The organism is Sorangium sp. So ce834 (genome assembly GCF_051521425.1).
Taxonomy (GTDB): domain Bacteria; phylum Myxococcota_A; class Polyangia; order Polyangiales; family Polyangiaceae; genus Sorangium; species Sorangium cellulosum_D.
On the sequence record NZ_CP150351.1, the window covers coordinates 733,249 to 756,427 of the forward strand.

Here is a 23,179-nt window from a genome sequence, read left to right on the forward strand (position 1 = left end):
TGCTCCAGGGCGCAAATGTGGGTAAACACGCGGGATCGTACGCCATGGGCCTCACGGCGCGGCGGTCCCGCGTGCGTCCACAACGGAAATGTACGGGAAGCTAGGCGCCGGCGGCCGCCTCGGAGCCGGCGGCCTCCTGAGCGGCGCGGCTGCCGGCCGGGCGGTCGAGGGCGCAGCTCTCTTCGAGCAGCTCGACCACGTCGAGCTGGCGGATCGAGTCCTCCTTGGACTGATCCTTGAGCCCGTCGGTGATCATCGTCTGGCAGAACGGGCACGCGGTCGCGATCGTCTTCGCCTCGGTCTGGAGCAGCTGCAGCGTCCGCTTGACGTTCACGCGGTCCTTGTTCTGCTCCTCCATCCACATCTGCGCGCCGCCGGCGCCGCAGCAGAGCCCCTTCTGCCGGTTCCACCCCTCGGCCTCGACGAGCTGCACGCCGGGGATGCGCTTCAGGATGTCGCGCGGCTGCTCGTACACGTCGTTGTAGCGGCCGAGGTAGCAGGAGTCGTGGAAGACCACCTTCCCCTCGACCGGCTTCTTGGGGACGAGCTTCTTCTCGGCGACCAGGCCGAGCAGGAAGTCCGTGTGGTGCACGACCTCGAACTTCGCGCCGAAGTCCGGGTACTCGTTGGCGAGCGTGTTGAAGCAGTGGGGGCAGGTCGTGACGATCTTCCGGATGCCGCCCTGCTCCTTGTAGCCGTTCAGGGTCGCGGCGTTCTGCTCGGCCAGCATCGCGAAGAGGTACTCGTTGCCCGCGCGGCGCGCCGGGTCGCCGGTGCAGGTCTCCTCCTGGCCGAGGATCGCGAAGTCGACGCCGGCCGCCTTCAGGAGCCGCGCGGTCGCGCGCGCGATCTTCTTCGCGCGGTCGTCGTAGCTCGCCGCGCAGCCGACCCAGTAGAGCACCGGCGCCTGCGGCTTCTCGGCCATCGTCGGGATCTCGAGCCCCTCGGCCCAGTTTGCGCGATCGATGCGCGCGAGGTTCCACGGGTTGCCGTTGACCTCGATCGCGTTGAACGGGTTGCCGAGCTCGGCCGGGAACTCGCCCTTCACCATGACCAGGTGGCGGCGCATCGAGACGATCTTGTCGACGTAGCTGATCATCACCGGGCACTGCTCCTCGCAGGCCCGGCACGTCGTGCAGGCCCAGAGCACGTCCGGGTGGACGACGTTCGCCACGAGGTCGACCGGCTTGTACCCCGGCTCCGGGGTCGGGACCGGGTTCTCCGGAGCCGCCTGCTCCGCGTGCCCGGCGCCCTCCTGCGCCTCCGCGCCCTGGCCGTCCTGCGCCGCCGCCCCGTCGCCGGCGTGGCCGTTCGCCTGCGCCGCGTGGCCGTTGCCCTCGCCCCGCGGGCCGCCGGGCCGGTTGAGGAACTCGGCTTCGCGGCCGTACAGGTGGTCGCGCAGGTCGAGCGTGAGCTGCTTGGGGCTCAGGATCTTGCCCGTCTTGTGGGCCGGACAGTTGTCGCTGCAGCGGCCGCACTCGGTGCACGTGTAGAAGTCGAGGATCGCCTTCCAGGTGAAGTCCTCGACGCGCCCGATGCCGACCGGCTCGGCCTTCTCGGGCTCCTCGGCGGCCTTCATGACCATCTCGCCGATCGCCTCGGCGCTGCCCGCGACGAGCGGCAGCCGGCCGCGCGGGTCGAGGTTGCGCGCGAAGACGTTCGGGATCGACGTGATGATGTGGAAGTGCTTCGAGTGCGGGAGCAGGTTCAGGAACACGAGCACCAGCGTGACGTGCGTCCAGAACCCGACGTGCGCGAGGACGACGAGGGCCCCGGGGCTCGCGCCGCTCAGCAGCACGGCGAAGAGCGAGCCCGCCGGGGCGGGGAACAGGTGCCAGCGGAGCGCCGCCGGGTCCGCGGGGACGCCCGCGAACGGGGCGGTCACGGTGGCGACGCGCTCGCAGAGCGCCGCGTCGCCGGAAGCGCACGCCGCGGTCGACCAGCGGTGGTGCAGCACCAGCGAGGCGCCGTCATAGAGCATGTCGCTCACCATCATCGTGAGGATGATGCCGAGGATGAGCAGCCCCTCGCCCGACAGGGTCATGCGCCGCTCGCGCTTGATCGCCCGGTAGTAGATGAACACGAGCGCGCCGGCGACGACCAGCGACGCCATGACGTCCTTCACGAACTCGTAGATGCCGCCGAGCGGCACCGCGCCGATGCCCGGCAGCCGCACCGGGTCGTGCCCCAGGATCCACAGGTCGAACGCCGGGTCGAAGCCGCGCCCCCACAGGATCAGCGTGCGGAGCAGGAGAACCAGGAATCCGAAGAAGATGAGCTTATGCGCCAGCCCGGCGAGCGGGTAGTAACCCATCTTCCGCTGGCGGAAGGCGTACTCCCAGGTGCCTTTGAGGCGCTCGGCGAGCCGGTCGAGCCGGTTTTCCCCGCGCCCGACCTTGAGGAGCTGCCAACGCCGGTTGGCGCTCCACGCAAAGGCGGCGAAGAGGCCGACGAGCAATGTGAGCATCCAAATGGGATTCATTCGCGGGACGTCTCCGGGTGCAAAATGGCCACATCTTTTAAGGTGGGGGGATGGCGGACGTCAACCGCGCGGCGGCGGTGAAGCGCGCGGATCGCTGTCGCTGGATCCCGTTCCTGCAAGGGCGGAGTCGCTGGTGCGCGCGCTCGCGGATCGCGCTCGGGCCGGAGGTGTGCCCGCCGGGGCTCAGAGCGTGAACTCGACGCTCTTCTCCTCGCTCGCGGGCGAGGGAGACAGGTCGAGCGCCATGCTGTACGAGCGCTGGCCGACCCGCGCGCTCAGGCGGACGCGGACGGGCGCCGTCGCGTCGTTCAGCTTGTCGAGCCGCACGACGACGCGGTAGCGGCCCCGGGCCGGCTCGCCCTCGGTGAGGAAGACGTTCTCCACGTTCTGCTCCTGGCACTCGCCGCTCACGCGCGGGCAGTCGCGATCCTTCATGAGGCCGCTCGCCGTCGGCTCCCCGACGCGGGCGAGCTCTCCGGCCGGATCGTAGACGTTGAGATCGACGTCGGCCTCGGCCTCTTCCCAGGCGATCGTGAACTGGAGGATCCCGGTGTGGAGCCCGCACCCCTCGTCGATCACGCCGTTGCAGTTGTTGTCGCGGGCGTCGAAGCAGAGCTCGACCCCCGTCGGCGTGCAGGCCATCTCGAGCCCGACGCCCTCGGGGACCTTGAGGTCCTTCGGCTCGAGGGGCGGCTTGGGCGGAGGCGGCGGCACCTCGATGCAGCCGGCGAGGAGCAGGGCCGCGAGCGCCGCGCCCAGCGCCCAGCGCACGCCGGCGAGGCGCACGCGGGGGCCGCGGGGCGCCCTCGGGACGGCGCCGCGGGGGCGGCGCTCGCGCCGCGGGGGACCGGGGGTTCGCATGGGGGGCTGCATGCTAGCCGCCTTCGGGCTCCTGCGGGGCGCCGGCGCCGCGCTCTTCCCGCGCGGGGGCCGCGGCGGGCGTCCGCGGCTTGGGGCCGCGCGGCTTCGGCGGAGGGGGCGGCGCTCCTCCGAGCGGCGGCGGCAGGCGCATGCCCCGCGCGGCCAGGATCTCCGCCGCGTGGGGGACGGTGAGCACCAGCGCGCGGGCGTAGAGGCTCGTCTGGTAGGGCTCGGGCAGATCGCCGGGCCGGCCGCTGGTCGCCTGCTCGAGCAGGATCGCCGCGGTGACGCTCACGTTGAGGCTCTCCGCGAAGCCCCGCATCGGGACGCGCACGGCGCGGGCGCAGGCGGCGGCGAGGTCGGGGCGGATCCCGTCGCGCTCGTTGCCGAGCACCAGCGCGAGGCGGGGGATGCCCGCGAGATCGCGCGGGGTCAGCTCGCCGTCCGGGCGGGTCGCGACGAGCTCGTGCCCCGAGGCGCGGAGCGCCGCGACCGCGGCCTCGGTGGTCGCGTGCGTGCGCACGTCGACCCAGCGCTCGGAGCCGCGCGAGACGGTGTTCGACACGAGGAACGCCTCGGCGCGCTCGATGATGTGCAGCCGCTGCAGGCCGAACGCGTCGCACGACCGGAGCACGGCGGCCCCGTTGTGCGGGTCGTGCGGCGCGTCCATGGCGACGGTGACCGCGTCGAGCCGCGCCGCGATGACGCCGCGCAGCCGGGCCCTGCGCTCGTCGGTGACGAACTCCTCGAGGATGCGGGCGACGTCGGCGACGTCGAGGGAATCGAGCGCGGCGAGCAGCCTTCGCTGCTCCTGCGCGACGAACGAGCAATTGGGGGTCGAGCGGCGCATGGATGGGTCGGGGGCGCCTCTATAGCGCGGCGCGCCCCCGGAGGCTGCGGCCCATCGCGGCCCGGCGGGACCGCCTCCGCCGCGGCCCCGCCTGCGCGGGCGCCGCACCTCGCCGGGGCGGCGGGGCGGAGCGGCGTCAGGGATCGATCGCGATCGTGACCCGCTCGCCCTCGGCGTACTCGACGACGGCGCAGTCGCCGGGGGAGCCGTCTTCCCAGACCAGACAGACGAAGTCGGCCTCGGCGTCGAGCGCGATCATGGGGTGGTGCCAGACGCCGGGGCGATAGGTGATGCCCTGGGCGCCGTGGGCGATGAAGGCGGCGAGCGTCGCGAGGTCGGGCCGGTCGCCGCCCAGGGCGACGACGACGAGGTAGCGCCGCGCGTTCATCGGCACGAACGCCTGCGTCGAGCCGGGGTGCTTCTCGAGCAGCGCGAGCGGCAGCGGAGAGCTCGAGCGCGGAGCGCAGCGGAACACCGAAACGTTCAGCGCCGCGTGCCCGGGGCGGAGGTTCTCGATCGCGGCGAGGTGATCGAAGCGGCGGGCGGTCCCCTGGTTGGCCGGCCTGCCGGGCTGGCCGTGCGGCGAGGCCATGAGGATGTCGCCGTACGGCGCATAAGCTGCAGGGCTGAGCGAATGGGCTGCGATGCGCGGGCGATGGCTCATCGGGACTGGCGGCTGTGGCGGTGCGCCACGCGTGTGGCCCTCCTGCAGCGAGAGCCCCGGGCGCGATCGCGCAGGCGGAGGGTACCACGTCGCCGGGGCGCCGGCGGGACACCCCGCGACCGCGACGAGGCCGAGGTTTTGCATGACACGGCGCGACGCCTTACCCGTCGGGTAACGCAAGCGACCCTGGAGTCAGTCATGCGGATTGTTCACAAATCGACATTTCGGAAGCGCCTCGCGGTGTTTTCCGTGTTCTTGGCGGTGCTCGCCCTCATGACGTCTGTCGTCGGCTGCCAGCGCTACGACGTGCTCGTCGAGAAGGATCAGATCGCGGCCCAGAAGTGGTCGGATCTCGAGGCGAACCTCCAGCGGCGTTACGATCTCGTCCCGAACCTCGTGGCGGTGGTGAAGGCGTCGGCCAAGCACGAAGAGCAGACGCTTGCGAGCGTCGCCGAGGCGCGCGCCCGCGCCACCAGCGTCCAGCTGAAGGCCGAGGACCTGACCGACCCCGAGAAGGTGCAGGCTTTCCAGAAGGCGCAGGAGCAGCTCAGCGGCTCGCTCTCGCGGCTCCTCGTGGTGCAGGAGCAGTACCCCGATCTCAAGGCCAACCAGAGCTTCCACAGCCTCCAGGTCCAGCTGGAGGGCATCGAGAACCGCATCCTTCGAGCGCGCGAGGAGTACAACCAGGCGGCGCGCGAGTACAACGCGGAGCTCCTGAAGATCCGGGGCCAGGTGGTGAACAAGGCGACGGGCCAGCCGTTCAAGCCGCGCGTGTACTTCACCGCCTCCCCCGAGGTCCAGTCGGCGCCCAAGGTCGCGTTCTGAGAGGAGGGGGGCGGTGATGGGCCAGGCAATCTCGGGCGGAGCGCGGCTGCGGGCCGTGGCCAGGGCGATCGCCGCCGCGATCGCGCTGGTCTGCGCGCTCGTCGCCCGGCCCGCCCTCGCCGAGTTCACGCCGCCGAAGCTCACGGGGCACGTCGTCGACACCGCCGGGCGGCTCGGCCCGTCCGACATCCTCTACCTCGACCAGAAGCTCGATCGCCTCCGCCGCCAGACCGGCTTCGAGATCGTCGCCTTCGTGGCGGGATCGCTCGAGGGCGAGACGATCGAGGACGTCGCGTACGAGGCCTTCAACGCGTGGCAGCTCGGCCAGCGGGGGGCCGACAACGGCGTCCTCCTGGTGATCGCCCCGTCCGAGCGGCGCGTCCGCATCGAGACGGGCAAGGGCGTGGGCGGGGCGCTCACGGACCTCCAGTCGAACGACATCATCCGGCAGACGATCAACCCGTTGCTCCGGCAGGATCGGTTCCGGGACGCCATCGATCAGGGGACGACCGAGATCGCCCGTGCGCTCATCGCCGGGACGCCCGAGGAGGAGCGGCGCCCGGCGCCCGGGCCGGCGCCCACCCCGGTCTCGCCGATCAAGGTCGGCGTCACGCTCGTCGCCATCGTGGCGGCGCTGCTGCTCGCGATCGTCTCGCCCTCCTTCCGCTGGTTCCTGTGGTTCGCCCTGCAAGCGCTCCTCTTCCGCGGTGGCGGCGGCGGTTTCCGCGGCGGCGGTCGCGGCGGCGGTGGATCCGGGTTCGGCGGCGGCGGCGGCGGTCGCTCCGGCGGCGGCGGATCCAGCGACAGCTACTGATCCGCAGCGGCGCGCCAGCGCCATGCTGCGCCGCGCCAGCTCACCGTCGGGAGACGGATCGGGCCGATCGTCCGTCGCGAGGTCGGCCTGCGGCGCTGTGCTCCACCGGGCGTGACCCGGCGGGCAGGCGCGACCTCGTCGCCGCCCGGCGCGGACGAGGGCTCGAGCGCGCGATCTCGGGGCGGCGCCCCGACCGGGCGAAGCTACGCTCTCCTCATGGCTGCTGCCCTGCGCCCCGTCTTCGTCGTCGACGCCGTCCGCACCCCGATCGCACGTTACGCCGGCGCCCTGGCGACGGTCCGCCCGGACGACCTCGCGGCGCACGTCCTCGAGGCGCTCGTGCGCCGGCAGCCCTCGCTCGCGCCGCGCCTCGACCAGGTCGTCCTCGGCGCGACGAACCAGGCCGGAGAGGACAACCGCAACGTCGCGCGCATGGCCGCCCTGCTCGCCGGCCTCCCTTACGAGGTCCCGGGCGTGACGGTGAACCGCCTCTGCGGCTCGGGGCTCGAAGCGGTGGCCGACGCCGCGCGCATGATCGCCACCGGCGAGGCCGACTGCGTGATCGCCGGCGGCGTCGAGAGCATGACGCGCGCGCCGTTCACGATGCCCAAGCAGGCCGAGCGCTTCGAGCGGAGCGCGCCGACGGTCTACGATACGACCCTCGGCTGGCGTTACCCGAACCCGAGGATGGCGGCGCGGTTCGAGCTCCAGTCCATGGGCGAGACCGCCGAGAACGTGGCCAAGAAGCACGGCGTCAGCCGCGAGGATCAGGATCGGTTCGCGCTCGTGTCCCACGAGCGCGCCACGCTCGCCTGGGAGTCGGGCGGGTTCGCCGCCGAGGTCGTCCCGGTCCCCGTCTCTCAGAAGAAGGGCCCGCCCGTCCTGTTCGAGCGCGACGAGTCCGTGCGCGCCGACGCCTCGCTCGAGGCGCTGTCGAAGCTGAAGCCCGCCTTCCGCGAGGGCGGGACGGTGACCGCGGGCAACGCCTCGCCCCTCAACGACGGCGCCGCCGCGCTCCTGCTCGCCTCGGGCGACGCCGTGCAGTCCGCCGGGGCGACGCCGCTCGCGCGCGTGGTCGCGACCGCGACCGCGGGGGTGGATCCAAACCTCATGGGCGAGGGGCCGATCCCCGCCGTGAAGAAGCTGCTCCAGCGGACGGGGCTGCGCGTGCCCAACGTGGACGTCTTCGAGCTCAACGAGGCGTTCGCGGCGCAGGCGCTCGCGTGCTCGCGCGCGCTGGAGCTCGATCCGACGCGCGTCAATGTCCGGGGCGGCGCGATCGCGCTCGGGCACCCGATCGGCTGCTCGGGCGCGCGCATCGCGTGCACGCTCGTGCATGCGATGCGCGCGCGCGGCGCCAAGGTCGGGGTCGCCTCGCTGTGCATCGGCGTGGGCCAGGGCATCGCGACGCTGTTCGAGCGCGCCTGAGGCGATTTCGCCGCTCGTCCGCGGCGCCAGATGCGATAAGACCGCCGTACCAGGACGCAGGAGGGGGGCTCGCGGCCCTCCTCCCTCGGCTGACGGCGCCGCCTCGGCGGCAAAGAACACAGGAGAAGGCCCGATGGAGTTCCCCCCGATCAATGTGCCCGGCACCGGCCAGCTTCACGCTCGACTGAAGACCTCGCTCGGTGAGATCACCATCCGCCTCGAGGAGCAGCGCGCCCCGAACACCGTCAAGAACTTCGTCGGCCTCGCCACGGGCGCGATCAACTGGACCGATCCGACGACGGGCAAGGGGATGCAGGGGACGCCCTGTTACGACGGCGTCCGCTTTCACCGCGTCATCTCGGGGTTCATGATCCAGTGCGGCGATCCGCTCTCGCGCTACCCGGAGATGGCGGCGCGGTGGGGCACGGGAGGCCCGGGCTACAAGTTCGCCGACGAGTTCAACCCCGAGCTGCGGCACGACGGCCCCGGCGTGCTCTCCATGGCGAACTCCGGCAAGAACACGAACGGCGCGCAGTGGTTCATCACCGAGGGGCCGACGCCGCACCTCGACAACCGGCACTCGGTGTTCGGCAAGGTCGTGAGCGGGCTGGACGTCGTGAACCGCATCGCCAACGTGGCGACCACGCGCGACCGGCCGAACCAGGACGTCGTCCTCGAGCGCGTCGAGATCTTCCGGCAGTAGCCGCGTCGAGCGCCGCGCGATCGCGGCCGGCGTCGCGCGGCGCGGCCAGCGCCGCGCGACGCTCGTTCAGCGGGCGCAGCAGACGGTGATCTCGTCGTCGCCTTCCTCGACCTCGCCTCGGGGGTCGCCGCCGCGCGGCTGGCAGCTGCCGGTCCCGGTCACCTCGATCGACACCGAGGCGGCGGGGGGCGGCTCGTCGACGCAGGCCCCGTTGAACGGCACGGTCTCGATGGGCTCCCGACAGCGGGTCGCCCCGAAGAGCGCCAGCGTCGCCGCGCAGCGCACGCCGCCCGCGTCGCACGTGCACCGCGTGCAGCCGCGGTTGTCGATCATCGAGCTCGCGAACACGTGTCGCTCGCCGAACCCCTCGGGGCAGCGCCGCTCCCCCTCGCGCCAGACGCAGACGCCCTGCTCGAACGGCGCGTCGATCTCTCGCGGAGCGCAGGTCTCGCCCGCGTCGCATCCGCCGGCGTCCGGCCCGGGGGCGCACACGAGCCCCTCGATGCCGAAGCGCGGCGGCGGCAACGTCGCCTCGCCGCCCGACGCGGCGCACGTCGCCGAATCCACGTCGGGGGCGTCGGCGCTGTAGCTGGCAGGCTGGAAGTCGCGGAGGTTGATGCAGTTCTCCGATGCTACCGGCAGCGTCAGGCTCACCCCGTCACACCCCTCGTCCCCATACACGGTGACCGCTGGAGACTCGCACGCCACGTCCGGCGCGCCGCACGAGCACGGGCTGCAGGTCGCGGGCGTGTCGACGGGATCGCGGCCGCCCACGTCCACCCGCGTGGAGAAGCCTGCGGGACAGGCGACGTCCGCGGTGTCGGCGCCCTGGTACAGCAGGCCGGGCCCCTGCCAGCCCTCGGGCACGCCGACGCAGGCGAACCCGCCGCAGTCGTCGTCGGCGCAGTCGACCGCGCCGTCGCCGTCGTCGTCGTCGCCGTTCGAGCACTGCTCGCCGCCGCCTCCGCCGCTGCTCGTGGCGCTCGCGGTCGTCGCCTGGCCGCCGCCTCCGCCGCCTCCGCCGCCGGAGCCGCTCCCGGACGGCTGCGGGAAGAGCTCGGGCTCGAACTGATCGAAGTCCTGGGTGCACGCGCTCGCCGCGAGGAGAGCGACGATCGCGGTGACGCTTTGGACGGCAGAGCGGCGCAACACGACCTCCTGGATCGGCGAGCTTCGCCTCGATGAATGCAGCCACGGCGACGGTATCACGACCGCCTGCCGTCATGGCGAGCTCCGCGGTCGGCGAGGCCCGGCGCCCGTCCGCGGCCGTCTTGCTGCGGCGCTCCTTGCTGCACCGCGCCCGCGCGCCGCGTCACCCCGGCGGGGGCGCCGGAGGCGCGTCGGACCAGAGCGACGCGAGCGTCTCGAGCTCCTGCGCGAGCTCTTCCGTCGCCTTGGCCGCGAGCCGCGCCCGCTCGGCGCCGAGCGCCTCGACGACGGCGGCGCGATCGTCGGGCGACAGCTCCTCCGCCTTCGTCATCTGCGCGACCGCCTCGTCGACGTCGTGCAGCTGGCCGAGGCGGCGCTGCAGGCGTGACGCCGATTTGGCGGTGCGCTCGGCGCGCTGTCCGAAGAGCGGCGAGAACGTCTCCGCGGAGTAGCGCAGCCGCTTGAAGCGGATCCGGAGCGCGTGCATGGCCGCGCCGTCGCTCGGATCGCTCGCCGCGAGCGCGCGCACGTCCTCCAAGGCGTCGCGGATCGCCCGCCGCGCGAGCGCCTCGGCGCCGCGCTTCTTCGCCTTCTTGCGCGAGATGCGCCGCTCGAGGCGCGCGAGGTACGGCTCCAGCCGGAGCCGCTTGCCCTTCGCCGGCGCGGCGGCCCGCGGCTCGTCCGCCTCGCCCACCACGGGCGCGGCGGCCCGCGGCTCGTCCGCCTCGCCCGCCGGCGCCGCGTCGGCCCGCGGCTCGTCCGCGTCTCCCGCTGGCGGCGCATCGGCTCTCGGCGCGCCCCCGTCGCCCCGATGATCGCGCCGGAGCAGCGCGACGATGTGGGCCCTCGCCGCGTGCTCGCGGCGCGAGCGCTGCGCGACCCAGCCGGCGACGGCCGCCCGTGGCGCCTCGTCCAGCTCGAGCGCGGTGAGCGTCTCGCGCAGCACCTCCTCGTCGCGCAGCATCCCGGTCGCGCGCGCGAACTCCCGCAGCCCGTCGGCGATGGGGCGGATCCGCTTCCTGCCGTAGATGCGTCGCGCCGGCTTGAGCAGCGTCCGGAGCCGGCGGAGCGAGACCCGGAAGTCGTGCACCGCTTCCTCGTCCGGCTCGGCGCCGTGCGCGCTCGTGGCGACGACGCGCCGCGCATCGGCGCGCACGCTCTCGATGTGGGTGAGCAGCACTGGACCCAGGAAGTCCCGCGCCGAGAGCCTCGCCCCGTCGCCGCCGCCCGCCGGCGGCGCGCTTCCCTCGCCGCCCTCCGGGGGCGCGCTCGCGTCGCCGCCGCCCTCCGGGGGCGCGCTCGCGTCGCCGCCGCCCTCCGGGGGCGCGCTCCCCTCGAGCGGCGTCACAGCCGCGTGAGCGCCACCGTCACCAGCGGTCGCCTCCCGAGCTTCGCCTCGATCGTCCGGCGCGCTGCGAGCCGGGCGACCTCGATGATGTCGTTGTCCCGGCGCCGCGCGCGCGGATCGCAGTCGTTCACCGCCTGCGCGACCGCGCGCGCCGCGGCCCTCAGCGCGCTGCCCTCGAGCTCCCCGGTGACCCCGCGGGCGACGACCTGCGGCGGCGCCGCGAGGGCGCCGTGCACGTCGACGACCAGCGACACGAAGGCCACCCCGGAGCGACCGAGGTTCGCGCGCTCCCGGAGGATCTCCTCGCCGAGCTCCTCGCCCCCCGCCGTCGCCACCCGGCCGGTCACGGCCCGGCCGCTCCGGCCGAGCGGCTGCGTCTTGCCGATCTCCACGACGTGGCCGTTCTCGGCGACGAGCACCTCGGCCACGCCGCGCTCCCGCGCCAGCGCCGCGTGCCGCGTCAGGTGGTGCAGCGCGCCGTGCACGGGGAGGAAGCTGCGCGGCTGGGTGAGATCGATCATGCGCTCCTGCTCCGTCCGGTGCGCGTGCCCGCTCGCGTGCACGCGCCGATCCGTCGACCACGTCACGAGCTCGACGCCGAGGCGGAGCAGCCCGGCCATCATATCGACGACCGGTCGATCGTTGCCAGGGATGACGCGGCTCGAGAGCACGACCCGATCCCCCTCTTCGAGGCGCAGCAGCGGGTGCGTCCCCGACGCAAACCGCGTCAGGGTGGAGGCCCGCTCGGCCTGGGTGCCGCTCGCGACCACGAGGAGCCGCTCGCGCGGCATGGAGGACGCGACCTCGGGCGGGACGAGCAGGTCGCTCGGCCACGGGAGCCGCCCCACGGCCTGCGCGGCGCGCACGTGCGTCTGCACGCTGCGGCCGAGGAGGCAGATCTTGCGGCGCGCGCGGACCGCGGCCTGACCGAGGGCGAGCAGGCGCTGGACGTTGGAGGCGAAGACGCCGACCACGACGCGCGCCGGCGCGGTCTCGACGAGCTCCGCGAGCGCGTGGGCGACGTCGCGCTCGCTCCCGGCCTCGCCGGGCGAGTCCACGTTCGTGCTGTCGGACAGGAGCAGCCGCACCCCGTCGTTGCCGAGCGCGCGGAAGCGGGCCTCGTCGGTCGGCTCGTTGTCGAGCGGCGTCGGGTCCAGCTTGAAGTCCCCGGTGTGGACGACGAGCCCCGCGGCCGTGTGGATCGCGAGCGCCGTGGCGTCGACGATGGAGTGCGTCACCCGGAGCGGCTCCACGACGAAGCCGCCGATCGCGACCTCGCGCCCGACCTGCGTCGGCAGGAGCCGCACCTTGTCCTCGAGCGCGTGCTCGGCGAGCCGGTAGCGCACGAGCTCCAGCGCGTGCGGCGGGCCCCAGACCGGGACGTCGAGGTGGCGCAGGAGGAAGGGCAGCCCGCCGATGTGGTCCTCGTGGCCGTGCGTCAGCACGACGCCGCGCACCCGCTCGCGCAGCGCGAGCACGTGATCGAAGCGCGGGTGGTACACGTCGACGCCGAGGTCCGAGCTCGGGAACGTCACCCCGCAGTCGATGAGCAGCAGGCCATCGGCTTGCTCGAGCGCGAGACAGTTCATCCCGACCTCGCCGAGCCCTCCGAGAGGCACGAGCCGCAGGGTGGACGGGGCTGGCGGGGGGAGCTGGCTCGGGGTGGGGGCGCTCTGCTCGGGGTGCACGTTCGGTGATGGGGGTCTGCCACCCAGGGCGCCGGAGGCCTACGGCCCGCGGCTTGCTGAGCTGGTCTGTAAGAGAGAGGACGACGTCTTCAAGACCTAACCGACATCGGCTCGCCGTCCCCTTCGAAACTTCGAGCGACAGTGTAGCCACAGGGTGGCCCCTTGCGTCACGCTCTCTCTTTCCAGTGGCGGCGCGAGGCCTGGGGCCGCCGGCCTCGCGGGGCTCGCGCCGCGCGGCCCGGTCCCAGCGCACCTTGCCTTCTCCGCCGTCTCACCGCCGCCCGATGCCGGACCCCGAGCCGCCTTTCCCCTGAACGTTCCGAGGAGCCACCGGTGATCGCTGCCCTGCTCGTCAATCTCGTCCGCCTGCTGCTGCTCCCGGTGAGCGCGCTTCGCTGGGCGTTTGCTGCACCACGGGGCGGGTATGTCGTCCTCGAAATCGACGGCCGCGTGGTCGATCTTCAGCCGCCCCGGGTCCGCCTCGCCCTCTGGTGGCGTCCTCGGAAGAGGGCCCCGCTCTCGGTGGAGCGCGTCCGTGAGCTCGGCAAGCACCTGATGAAGGACCCGCGCCCGGCGGGGCTGCTGCTCCGGATGCGATCGGTCCACGCGGGGCCTGCGGTGCTCGCCTCGCTGCGGGACGCGCTCCTCGAGATCCGCGCGGGGGGCAAGGACATCGTGGCGTACCTGCCGATGGGCGCCGACAACGCGACGCTCCTGCTCGCCTCGGCGGCGCGCGCCGTCGTCGTCGGGCCCGAGACGCTGGTGTCGCCGCTCGGGTTCGCGGTGGAGGGCCGCTACGTGCGCCGCGCGCTGGAGCGGGCCGGCGTCGAGCCCGAGGTGTTCGCGAAGGGCATGTACAAGAACGCCGGCGAGGTGCTCGTGCGCGACACGATGAGCGCCGCGCAGCGCGAGCAGGTCGGCGCCCTGCTCGACGCGCGCCTCGGCGACCTCGTCGCGGCGCTCGCCCAGGGGCGCCGCGTCGATCGCGAGGCGGCCGCGCGCTGGATCGACGAGGCCCCCTACGGCGCGGAGCAGGCCGTGGCGCGGGGCATCATCGACGCGGTCGCGTACGAGGACGAGCTCGAGCACATGCTTGCGACGGGGCTGCTCCCGGGCACGACCGCGCCGCGCCGCGCCCAGGTCGGCGCCTCGGGCTCTGCGGGCGAGGGGGCCCTCGCGTCCGGCCGGCACGGGAGGAGCCGCCTCGTGGCTGCGGGCCGCTACCTGCGCGCGCGGCGCGCGCTCTCGCTGCGGCCGATGCTGCCGCGGCCCATCATCGGCGTCGTCGAGGTGCACGGCGCGATCGTCAACCGCGCCCACTTCCGGGGGGCCTCGCTCGCCAGCGAGGAGCGGCTCGTCGCGAGCCTGCGCGCGGCGCGGCAGAACCCGCGCATCCGAGGGGTCATCCTCCACATCGACTCGCCGGGCGGGTCTGCGCTCGCGTCCGACCGGATCCACCACGAGGTCACGCGGCTCGCGGAGGTGAAGCCGGTCGTGGCGTGCATGTCGAACGTGGCGGCGAGCGGCGGCTACTACGTGGCGGCGGCGGCGCACGCGATCGTCGCGCAGCCGCAGACGATCACGGGGAGCATCGGCGTGGTGTCGGCGCGCTTCGCGCTCGGCCCGCTGCTCGAGCGGCTCGGCGTCTCGACCGACGTCGTGAAGCGCGGCGCGCGGGCCGACCTGTTCTCCCCGTCGCGCAAGCTCGACGCGGGGGAGCGGGCGGTGATGGAGCGCGAGCTCGACGCGATCTACGCGACGTTCCTCCGGGTGGTCGCGCGCGGGCGGCGGCGCCCGATCGAGGAGATCGAGCCGCTCGCGCAGGGGCGCGTCTACAGCGGCGCCGAGGCGCAGGCGCGCGGGCTCGTCGACATGCTCGGCGGGTTCGAGCGGGCGCTCCACGAGCTGCGCCAGATGATCGGGCCGAAGGCGGCGGCCATCGAGCCGGCGATCGTGCGCGCGTCGCGGTACATCCCGCCGCCGCCGCTGCTGCCGGCGCCGGTGCCGACGCTGCTCGAGCTCGTCGGGCTGCATGCGGTGGCGCAGGAGGCGGCGCTCGCGATCCACTGCCAGGGGGAGCGGGTGCTCGCGTACTGCGCGGAAGCGGCGGAGCTCGACTAGAGCAGCGACGGCTGCGGGAGGTGTGGGCGCGCGCCCCGCACGCACACACTCCCCGCCCGGCTCCTCTGGAGGGTCGATGGCCGAGTAGGCAGCGGCCCGTCCCCGGCGCGCCCGCGCTCCCACACCTCGCCCGGCTCTCCGGATTCTTTGAATCCCTTCCGGAAGGGGTCGGATTTTTGCGGGGGAAAGCTGTGCGTAATCTGTGCGCCCGGTGGGTAGCACCTGTTCAGAACTGATCAGAGATCGCGACGAATCCCGCGCCGAACGGACGAGACGCTATATGTGGGCCCTGATCGGCCCGGGATCCCAAGATGTAGCGGTTCTCCTTGACGCACGGACCGTTCGCGGGTTTGACTAGCCGGCGGTCAGGCGCTCCCGAATGTCGGCGCCCGCCTTTCAGGCATGGCACCTGGACCTATGCTCACTGGTCGGAAGACGGAACGTTTGAGCAGGTAGCAGGGGAGAAGCAAACGGGACCTGTGGAGATCCGAGGCGAACGAGCCTCCGGTGTTCTCCCGGGAACTATTTGTGCTTTCGGTACGATCCGAGTCACCGACCGGTGCGGTGGCTTACAGGAGGACTTGGAAATGGCCCAGTCGGCAGTTGTGGGTGACGGCGGTAAGGTACCCGCCGGGAACGGCAAGATGACGGCGCGGACGAAGGAAGATGCGGGGGCCCGTCCGGTGACCGGCGGGGCTGGCAGGGCGCAGGTCGACGGCGCGGCCGAGAAGAAGGCCGCGAAGAAGGGGGCCTCGCGCCCGCGCGGGCTCGGGTTCGAGCGGCGGTTCACGCACCGCGGCGCGGACCCGCTCGACGAGGTCACCTGGGAGCGCCGCTCGAGCGTCATCACCAACCCCGACGGCTCGGTCGTCTTCAAGATGGAAGGGGCCGAGATCCCCGCCGGCTGGTCGCAGCTCGCGACCGACATCGTCGTCTCCAAGTACTTCCGCAAGGCAGGGATCCACGGCAAGAAGGAGCTCGGCGAGACGAGCGTCCGCCAGGTCGTCCACCGGCTCGCGCGCACCATCCGCGAGGCGGGCGAGCACTTCGGCGGCTACTTCTCCTCCACGAAGGACGCGGACACCTTCGAGGCCGAGCTCGCGTACCTGCTCGTCCACCAGTACGGCGCGTTCAACTCGCCCGTGTGGTTCAACTGCGGGCTCTTCCACCGCTACGGCATCGAGGGGTCGGGCGGCAACTACGCCTGGAACGAGGCCTCCGCCGACGCGGGGAACGGGAGCGCCGTCGGGAAGGGCGCGTCCACGAGCCGGGCGAACGCGGCCGGCGCCGTCGACGAGATCGTCGAGACCCGGAACGCGTACGAGCGGCCGCAGTGCTCCGCGTGCTTCATCCAGTCGGTCCAGGACGACCTGATGAGCATCTACGACCTCGTGAAGGCCGAGGCCCGGCTGTTCAAGTACGGGTCGGGGACGGGGACGAACTTCAGCGCGATCCGCGGGAAGCAGGAGAAGCTCTCGGGCGGCGGGACGAGCTCGGGGCTCATGAGCTTCCTCGAGGTGTTCGACCGCGCCGCCGGCGCCACCAAGAGCGGCGGCACGACGCGGCGCGCCGCCAAGATGGTCTGCCTCGACATGGACCACCCGGAGATCGTCGACTTCATCCAGTGGAAGGTCCGCGAGGAGAAGAAGGCGATGGCCCTCATCTCCGCGGGGTACCCCTCCGACTTCAACGGCGAGGCGTACCACACGGTGAGCGGGCAGAACTCGAACAACTCGGTGCGCGTGAGCGACGAGTTCATGCGCGCTGCGGCGACGGGCGCGTCGTGGGAGACGCGCTCCCGGACGACCGGTGAGGTCGTCGACACCCTGAGCGCCAAGGACCTCTGGCGTCAGGTCGCCGAGGCGGCGTGGGGCTGCGCCGACCCGGGGGTGCAGTACGACACGACCATCAACCGCTGGCACACCTGCCCGAACACGGCGCGCATCAACGCCTCGAACCCGTGCTCCGAGTACATGTTCCTCGACGACTCGGCCTGCAACCTGTCGAGCCTCAACCTCACCCGGTTCCTCCGCGAGGACGGCTCGTTCGACATCGAGGGCTACCGCCACGCGGTGCGGGTGTTCTTCGTCGCGCAGGAGATCCTGGTCGACTTCTCGGCGTACCCCACCCGGAACATCGCGAAGAACTCGCACGACTACCGCCCGCTCGGGCTCGGTTACGCGAACCTCGGCACCCTGCTCATGCTGCAGGGCATCCCGTACGACTCCGACCAGGGCCGCGCGGTCGCGGGCGCGCTCACCGCGATCCTGTGCGGCCACGCGTACCGGGTCTCGGCCGAGATGGCCGCGGCGAAGGGGCCGTTCGCCGGGTTCGCGAGGAACCGCGAGCCGATGCTCCGGGTGATGGGCATGCACCGCGACGCCGCCTATGCGATCGATCGCGACCGCTGCCCGGAGTCGCTCTGGCGGGCGGCGTGCGCCGACTGGGACGAGGCGGTGCGGCTCGGGCAGGAGCACGGCTACCGCAACGCCCAGGCGACCGTGCTCGCCCCGACCGGCACCATCGGCCTGCTGATGGACTGCGACACGACGGGCATCGAGCCCGACTTCTCGCTCGTGAAGTTCAAGAAGCTCGCCGGCGGCGGCTACTTCAAGATCGTGAACCAGTCCGTCCCCGAGGCGCTCCGGCGGCTCGGCTACCCCGAGGCCGAGGTGCAGGAGATCGTCGCCTACGTCTCCGGCACGAACACCCTCCTGGCGGCGCCGCACGTGAACCGGGCCTCGCTCAAGGCGCGGGGGCTCACGAACGACGACCTCGCGAAGGTCGAGGCCGCCATCCCCGGCGTCTTCGATCTGGATCTCGCCTTCGGCCCGTGGATCCTCGGCGAGGAGACCTACGACCGGCTCGGCGTCTCCAAGGAGTCGCGGGCGCGCTTCGGCTTCTCGCTGCTCCAGCACCTCGGCTTCTCGCCCGCGGAGATCGAGGAGGCGAACGAGACGATCATCGGCCGCATGACGGTGGAGGGCGCGCCACACCTGCGCGAGGAGCACTACGCGGTGTTCGACTGCGCCAACCGCTGCGGCAAGAAGGGCCGGCGCTTCCTCGCGCCGATGGCGCACGTCCGGATGATGGCCGCGGCGCAGCCGTTCCTGTCCGGCGCGATCTCGAAGACGGTGAACCTGCCGAACGACGCGACGGTCGAGGACGTGCAGCGGATCTACGAGGAGGGGTGGCGCCTCGGGCTCAAGGCGGTCGCGCTCTACCGCGACGGCTGCAAGGCGTCGCAGCCGCTCTCGTCGACCTCCAGCTCGAGCGACAGCAAGGCGGACGCCAAGGGCAAGGCGGACAAGGCCGAGATCGCCGGGCCCGTGCTCCAGGCGGCGACGGCGCTGGCGCGCCCGCGCTCGCCCTCGGCGGCGGCGCCCGAGCGGTTCCGCCTGCCCAGGAAGCGCAAGGGCTTCACGCAGGAGGCGCGCGTCGGCGGGCACAAGATCTACCTCCGCACCGGCGAGTACGACGACGGGACGCTCGGCGAGATCTTCATCGACCTCCACAAGGAGGGGGCCGCGTTCCGCTCGATGATGAACTGCTTCGCGATGGCGGTGTCGATCGGGCTCCAGTACGGCGTGCCGCTCGAGACGTTCGTCGAGCAGTACACCTTCACCCGGTTCGAGCCGCAGGGCGTGGTCGAAGGGCACGACTACGTGAAGTTCTCGACGTCGATCGTGGACTATCTCTTCCGCGTGCTCGGGGTCGAGTACCTGAACCGCTACGATCTCGCCCACGTGCAGCCGGTCACCTCGGCCATGGAGGATCCGGTCGAGTCGCGGGCCCAGGAGAGCGGCGTGGCGTCGTTCACGCAGGGCTCCTCGGCGTCGGCGCTGCCCGACGGCGGCGGACGGGCGTCGAGCGCGCTCGACGCCCAGCTCGAGGACATGATGGGCGACGCGCCGGTCTGCGACGGCTGCGGGCACATCACCGTGCGCAACGGGGCCTGCTACAAGTGCCTCAACTGCGGCAACAGCATGGGTTGCAGCTGAAGAGCGACGGGCGGGGGTGGGGGGGATGCGAGAGGGGCTGGCGGGGGGCCCCTCCCACGAACTCGCGCCTCTTGGCGGCTATGGCCTCCTGAACCGGTGAGATGGGGCTGGAACGCCCCGCTGCGCGCGAGGTCTGCGGGGACGTCCGGACGCGGTTCTACTTTGTCGGCCCGATGGCTGTGCTCCGCGAAGCTTTGTAGAAGACGAGGCATGATCCGGTCGCGCTCGTCCATGGCCTTCGTCGTCCTCACCTGCGGCATCCTGTCCAGCGCCTGCCAGAAAGAAGAAGCAGAGCCGGAGACGATCCCCGCGCCCGCGCAAACGGTCGCGCCGGTGGCCGCCGATCCGGTGCCCGCTGCGACGCCGGATCCGACGCCCGCTGCAACCCAGGAGCCCTCCGCAGCGGCCTCCGCCGAGCCCGCGGCCGCCGCCGCAGATGCAGACGCGGGGGCGGCGACGGCCGAGGCCGAGCCGGCGGCGGGGGCGGGGACCTCCCGCGGGGGAGGCGCCTCCATCCAGGCGTGCTGCACGGCGCTCCACGCCGTCGCCACCAAGTCGGGCAAGTCGCCGGAGGCCAAGTCGAAGGCGGCGACGGCATCCCATCTCTGCGCCGGGATCGAGAAGCTCGTGAAGAGCGGGAAGACCCCGCGCGCCAAGGCGCTCACCCAGATCCGAGCGAGCCTCGGCGGAACCACGCCGCCCGCCGAGTGCAACTGAGCCAGGGCGGCCAGCGCGCTCGCGAGCGCCGCGGACGCGATGTGGAGAGCCCCAGGCGCGCTCGCGAGCGCCGCGAGCTGCTCAGAACAGGCCACCAGCCCGGAGCAGCCGCTCCGCCGAGCACCGTCCGGCACGCGGCTCAGGCGAAGTGGTCGTACCCCCGCGCCACGAGGCTCGTGAGCTGCCCGTCGGGTCCGAGCAGCGCCACGTCGCTCGCGCCCTCCTCCCGCGGCGCGCAGCGGCCGATCGCCACGAAGCCGGGGAGCGCCCCGACGTCGGGGCCCGCGACGGCCAACGCGTAGTCCTCGCCGCCGTAGAGCGCGAGCTCCAGCGCATCGGCGCCGAGCAGCGCGGCGGCCTCGCGGAGCTCGGCGCTCACGAGCGCCCCGGGGTCGAGCAGCACGCGCACGCCGCTCGCGGCCGCGAGGTGCGCGAGATCCGCGGCGAGGCCGTCGGAGATGTCGATCGCCGCGCGGGCGACCGCGGCCGCGCGGAGGCCCGCCTCGATGCGGGCCACCGGCCGGCGGAACGCCCGGATCGCCGGGGCGGCCGCAGCGTCGGCCGGCGAGAGGCGCCGGTCGAGCAGCGCGAACCCCGCCGCGGCGAGGCCGACCGGCCCCGCCAGCGCGAGCGCGTCGCCGGGGCGCGCGCCGTCGCGCCGGAGCGGCGCGGCCGCGGCGCCGAGCGCCGTCGTGGTGATCGAGATCTCTCCGCCCCGCGAGAGGTTGCCGCCGACGATCGCCGCGCCGATCTCGTCGCACGCGGCGCGCTGGCCCGCGGCGATGGCGCCGACATCGTCGTCGCTCACGTCCGGAGGCAACACCAGCGCGGCGAGCAGGCCGAGCGGGCGCGCCCCCATCGCGGCGAGATCGCTCGCCGCGGCCATCGTCGCCCGGTAGCCGAGGTCCTCGAAGCTCAGGAGATCGCGCCGGAAATGCACGCCCTCGACGGCGCTGTCGACCGTCCAGACGAGCGGCGCCGCGCCGCCAGGGAGCGCCCCGCCCTGCGGAGCCACGGGCGCGAGGATCGCGGCGTCGTCGCCGATGCCGCAGAGCACGTGCTCGCCGGCCGCGCCGCCGAGCACGGCGCGCAGCAGCTCGATGCGCGTCCACTCGGAGCGCCCGCTCATTGGAAGATCGGCGGCACGAGGCTGTTCGACGACGAGCCGGCGACCGTGGGCAGCTTGACCACGAACACGGTGCCGCGCGGCTCGTTCGGCTCGATGCGGACCGTGCCGCTGTGCGCCTCGACCAGTCGCTTGACGATCGAGAGGCCGAGGCCCGTGCCGCCGTGCTCCCGGGTCGAGCTCTGATCGATCTGGTAGAACGGATCGAACACCTTCAGCCGCTCGCCCGCAGGAATGCCGATGCCCGTGTCCACGACGCGGATCTCGACCGCCTGCTGGAGCGGCGCGACCAGCACCAGCCCGGGGAGATCGTCCGTGTCCTCGCTCACGGCGCGGGCGACGAGCTGCACCTCGCCCCCCGCCTCGGTGAACTTCACCGCGTTCTCGACGAGGTTGACGAAGACCTGGCGCAGCCGGTCGCTGTCCCCGAGCACCGGCGGGAGATCGCTCTCGGCGTGGATCCGGAGCTCGACGCCCTTCTTCGAGGCGGCCGGCGCCATCGTCGACGCCGCCTCCACGAGCACCGGGCCGACCGCCACCTCGGTGCGGTGCACGATCAGCGTGCCGCTCTCCAGCTTCGAGAGATCGAGGAGGCTCATGATGAGCCCGAGCAGCTGCTCGCTCTTCGACCGGATGGTGTCGATGAACTCGCGCTGCTCGCCCGTCAGCGGGCCGCCGATGCCCTCGGCGAGCATCTCGCTGTAGCCCATGATCGACGTGAGCGGGGTCCGGAGCTCGTGCGACACCGTGGCGAGGAAGTTCGACTTGAGCCGATCGAGCTCCTTCAGCCGCTCGTACGCCTGCTCCAGCTCGGCGTTCTTCTGCGAGAGCTCTCGGAAGCTCTCGCGGATCGACGCGACGTGCATCGTCGACGTGAGGAGCGACTTGTGCCCGCTGAACAGGATGAGATCGAGGACGGCGCGGAGGTGATCCGCGATCTGGCCGAGCCGCTCCGGCCGGAGCCTCGGCAGCGGCGGCAGCCCCTCCGCCGCGCGCGCCTGCTCGAGCTGCGCCGCCGCGGCGAGCTCCGCAGCGGGGGGCGCGTCGAGGCCCTCGGGCAGGTACGGGCCGAGGATCGACCGGCCGATCGCGCGGCCGTCGTACTCGATCGGGAACACCTGGTAGAGCGCGCCGGGGAAGCGGGGATCCGCGAGCTCGCCGCCGGCCGCCGGGCCGCGCCGCTGCGCCCGATCCGGAGGCGGCGCGCCGGTCCGCTGGGTCTCCTGCGCGTCGCCGGCAGGGCCGCCCGGCGACGCGAGCGACGCGGGCGGCGCGAGCGCGCCGGCCTCCGCGAGCATCGCGCCGCCGATCGACTGGATGCGGATGGGCAGCCCGAACAGCTCGTGGAACGACGTCGCCATCTCGCCGAGGGCCTGGCGATCGACGAGATCCTCGAGCGAGAGCGGGCCGATGCCGACCAGATCGACGACCGGCGCGGCCGCGGGAGGCGGCAGCGTCGAGGGCTCGGGCGCGCTCGCCGCGCCGTCGCGCTTCGAGGAGCTGGGCGCGTCCGCGACGCGCGCCGACGGCATCGGCGCGGAGCTCGGCACATGGAGGAGGTCCTCGTCGTCGAGGCCGAAGTCAGCCGGCGTCCCCTTGTGGGCGTCGGGCCTCATGGAACGATCCGGGAGCTCTTCTCGAAGCTGCCGCCCATACGCCTCGCCAGGAGTTCGCCCACCGAGCTCGTCACCCCGAGCTGGCGCGCCGCGCTGTTCAGGAGCTCCTCGCCGCTGATCGACAGCCGCTTCGAGAGCTGGTGCGTCTGATCGAGCGTCTCCCACGTGAGGTGGAGCAGGCCCATGAACGTCTCCACCGTGCCCATGCCGCGGGTCGCGATGGCCCGGTACACCGGCTCCTTGCCCCGCGCGGCGAGCCGCGCCAGCTCCTCGTCGCTCCGGATATCGGGGAGGTCGCGCTTGTTGAACTGGATGACGAGCGGCATCCGGGCGAGATCCAGGCCGTTCTCCCGCAGGTTCTGGCGGAGGTCGAAGAACGCCTCGGCGTTGCGCTGCGTCTCCGTGATCTGCGAGTCGGCGATCAGCGCGACCCCGTCCGCGCCCTGGAGCACGAGCCGCCGCGTGGCGGCGTGCATCGGCTGGCCGGGCACGGTGAACAGCTTGATGCGGAGCGAGACGTCGCCGTCCTTCGCGCGGAAGGTGAGCGGCAGGAGATCGAAGAACAGCGTGCGATCGTCCTGCGTTTCGAGCGTCATCAGGCGTCCGCGAGCGTCCGACCCGGCGAGCCCGTGCAGCGAGACGAGGTTCGTCGTCTTGCCGCTGAGCGCCGGGCCGTAATAGACGAGCTTGATCGTCACTTCACGGGCTGCGAAGTCGAGCTGCACGGCCGCATTCTCGCATGAGCGCCGGACGGTTGGATATGGCCACGGCGCCCGGCCGAGGGGG

At 72.9% G+C, this 23,179-nt stretch carries 17 protein-coding genes; 7 read left to right on the forward strand and 10 right to left on the reverse strand.

Annotation, left to right across the window (positions count from 1 at the left end; translation table 11 throughout):
* Positions 1-100: 100 nt before the first annotated feature.
* From WMF20_RS02740 to WMF20_RS02755, 4 genes are all read right to left on the reverse strand, one after another.
* Positions 101-2,467 (reverse strand): (Fe-S)-binding protein, encoded by a 2,367-nt coding sequence (locus tag WMF20_RS02740; protein WP_437610448.1) that lies wholly within the window; start codon positions 2,465-2,467, stop codon positions 101-103.
* A 198-nt stretch (positions 2,468-2,665) separates the two neighbouring features.
* Positions 2,666-3,343: a hypothetical protein gene (locus WMF20_RS02745; protein ID WP_437610450.1), complete on the reverse strand. Its 678-nt coding sequence runs from the start codon at positions 3,341-3,343 to the stop codon at positions 2,666-2,668.
* Between the two features lie 13 nt (positions 3,344-3,356).
* Entirely contained in the window at positions 3,357-4,193 is an 837-nt protein-coding gene (locus WMF20_RS02750; RefSeq protein WP_129572890.1) for a TrmH family RNA methyltransferase, read from the reverse strand.
* Between the two features lie 136 nt (positions 4,194-4,329).
* Entirely contained in the window at positions 4,330-4,857 is a 528-nt protein-coding gene (locus WMF20_RS02755; RefSeq protein ID WP_437610453.1) for an ureidoglycolate lyase, read from the reverse strand.
* A gap of 273 nt (positions 4,858-5,130) precedes the next feature.
* Between WMF20_RS02755 and WMF20_RS02760 the strand changes: the two genes are divergently transcribed.
* From WMF20_RS02760 to WMF20_RS02775, 4 genes are all read left to right on the forward strand, one after another.
* The gene (locus WMF20_RS02760; RefSeq protein WP_237244973.1) at positions 5,131-5,682 is read left to right on the forward strand and encodes a LemA family protein; all 552 of its coding nucleotides are present in this window, start codon (positions 5,131-5,133) and stop codon (positions 5,680-5,682) included.
* Between the two features lie 16 nt (positions 5,683-5,698).
* Positions 5,699-6,496, forward strand: a complete 798-nt coding sequence (locus tag WMF20_RS02765) for a TPM domain-containing protein (RefSeq protein ID WP_129572893.1) — start codon at positions 5,699-5,701, stop codon at positions 6,494-6,496.
* 216 nt (positions 6,497-6,712) lie between these two features.
* Positions 6,713-7,924, forward strand: a complete 1,212-nt coding sequence (locus tag WMF20_RS02770) for a thiolase family protein (RefSeq protein WP_437610456.1) — start codon at positions 6,713-6,715, stop codon at positions 7,922-7,924.
* A gap of 133 nt (positions 7,925-8,057) precedes the next feature.
* Complete coding sequence (locus tag WMF20_RS02775; protein WP_437610458.1) at positions 8,058-8,627, forward strand: peptidylprolyl isomerase; 570 nt, start codon at positions 8,058-8,060, stop codon at positions 8,625-8,627.
* A 66-nt stretch (positions 8,628-8,693) separates the two neighbouring features.
* Here WMF20_RS02775 and WMF20_RS02780 read toward each other — a convergent pair whose 3' ends face one another.
* From WMF20_RS02780 to WMF20_RS02790, 3 genes are all read right to left on the reverse strand, one after another.
* Positions 8,694-9,776 carry a hypothetical protein gene (locus WMF20_RS02780; RefSeq protein WP_437610460.1) on the reverse strand — a complete coding sequence of 361 codons (1,083 nt, stop codon included), beginning with the start codon at positions 9,774-9,776 and terminating at the stop codon, positions 8,694-8,696.
* Positions 9,777-9,939: 163 nt separating this feature from the next.
* The gene (locus WMF20_RS02785) at positions 9,940-11,124 is read right to left on the reverse strand and encodes a CHAD domain-containing protein (RefSeq protein ID WP_437610462.1); all 1,185 of its coding nucleotides are present in this window, start codon (positions 11,122-11,124) and stop codon (positions 9,940-9,942) included.
* Positions 11,121-12,713, reverse strand: a complete 1,593-nt coding sequence (locus tag WMF20_RS02790) for a ribonuclease J (protein ID WP_237244974.1) — start codon at positions 12,711-12,713, stop codon at positions 11,121-11,123. The genes WMF20_RS02785 and WMF20_RS02790 overlap by 4 nt, the downstream gene beginning before the upstream one ends.
* Positions 12,714-13,145: 432 nt before the next feature.
* Between WMF20_RS02790 and sppA the strand changes: the two genes are divergently transcribed.
* From sppA to WMF20_RS02805, 3 genes are all read left to right on the forward strand, one after another.
* Positions 13,146-14,933, forward strand: coding sequence for a signal peptide peptidase SppA (gene sppA / locus WMF20_RS02795; RefSeq protein WP_437610464.1), 1,788 nt, complete (start codon positions 13,146-13,148; stop codon positions 14,931-14,933).
* A 587-nt stretch (positions 14,934-15,520) separates the two neighbouring features.
* Positions 15,521-18,934 (forward strand): vitamin B12-dependent ribonucleotide reductase, encoded by a 3,414-nt coding sequence (locus tag WMF20_RS02800; RefSeq protein ID WP_437610466.1) that lies wholly within the window; start codon positions 15,521-15,523, stop codon positions 18,932-18,934.
* A gap of 210 nt (positions 18,935-19,144) precedes the next feature.
* Positions 19,145-19,651 carry a hypothetical protein gene (locus tag WMF20_RS02805; protein ID WP_437610468.1) on the forward strand — a complete coding sequence of 169 codons (507 nt, stop codon included), beginning with the start codon at positions 19,145-19,147 and terminating at the stop codon, positions 19,649-19,651.
* A 139-nt stretch (positions 19,652-19,790) separates the two neighbouring features.
* On the opposite strand, the gene thiL is transcribed toward WMF20_RS02805, so the two are convergent.
* The 3 genes from thiL to WMF20_RS02820 are packed head-to-tail and all read right to left on the reverse strand — an operon-like array spanning position 19,791 to position 23,118.
* On the reverse strand, positions 19,791-20,780 hold the full coding sequence (gene thiL / locus WMF20_RS02810) for a thiamine-phosphate kinase (RefSeq protein ID WP_437610470.1): 990 nt from the start codon (positions 20,778-20,780) through the stop codon (positions 19,791-19,793).
* The gene (locus tag WMF20_RS02815; RefSeq protein ID WP_437610472.1) at positions 20,777-22,393 is read right to left on the reverse strand and encodes an ATP-binding protein; all 1,617 of its coding nucleotides are present in this window, start codon (positions 22,391-22,393) and stop codon (positions 20,777-20,779) included. Before WMF20_RS02815 ends, thiL begins: the two co-directional genes overlap by 4 nt.
* Complete coding sequence (locus WMF20_RS02820) at positions 22,390-23,118, reverse strand: GTP-binding protein (protein WP_020732588.1); 729 nt, start codon at positions 23,116-23,118, stop codon at positions 22,390-22,392. The genes WMF20_RS02815 and WMF20_RS02820 overlap by 4 nt, the downstream gene beginning before the upstream one ends.
* Positions 23,119-23,179 lie beyond the last annotated feature (61 nt).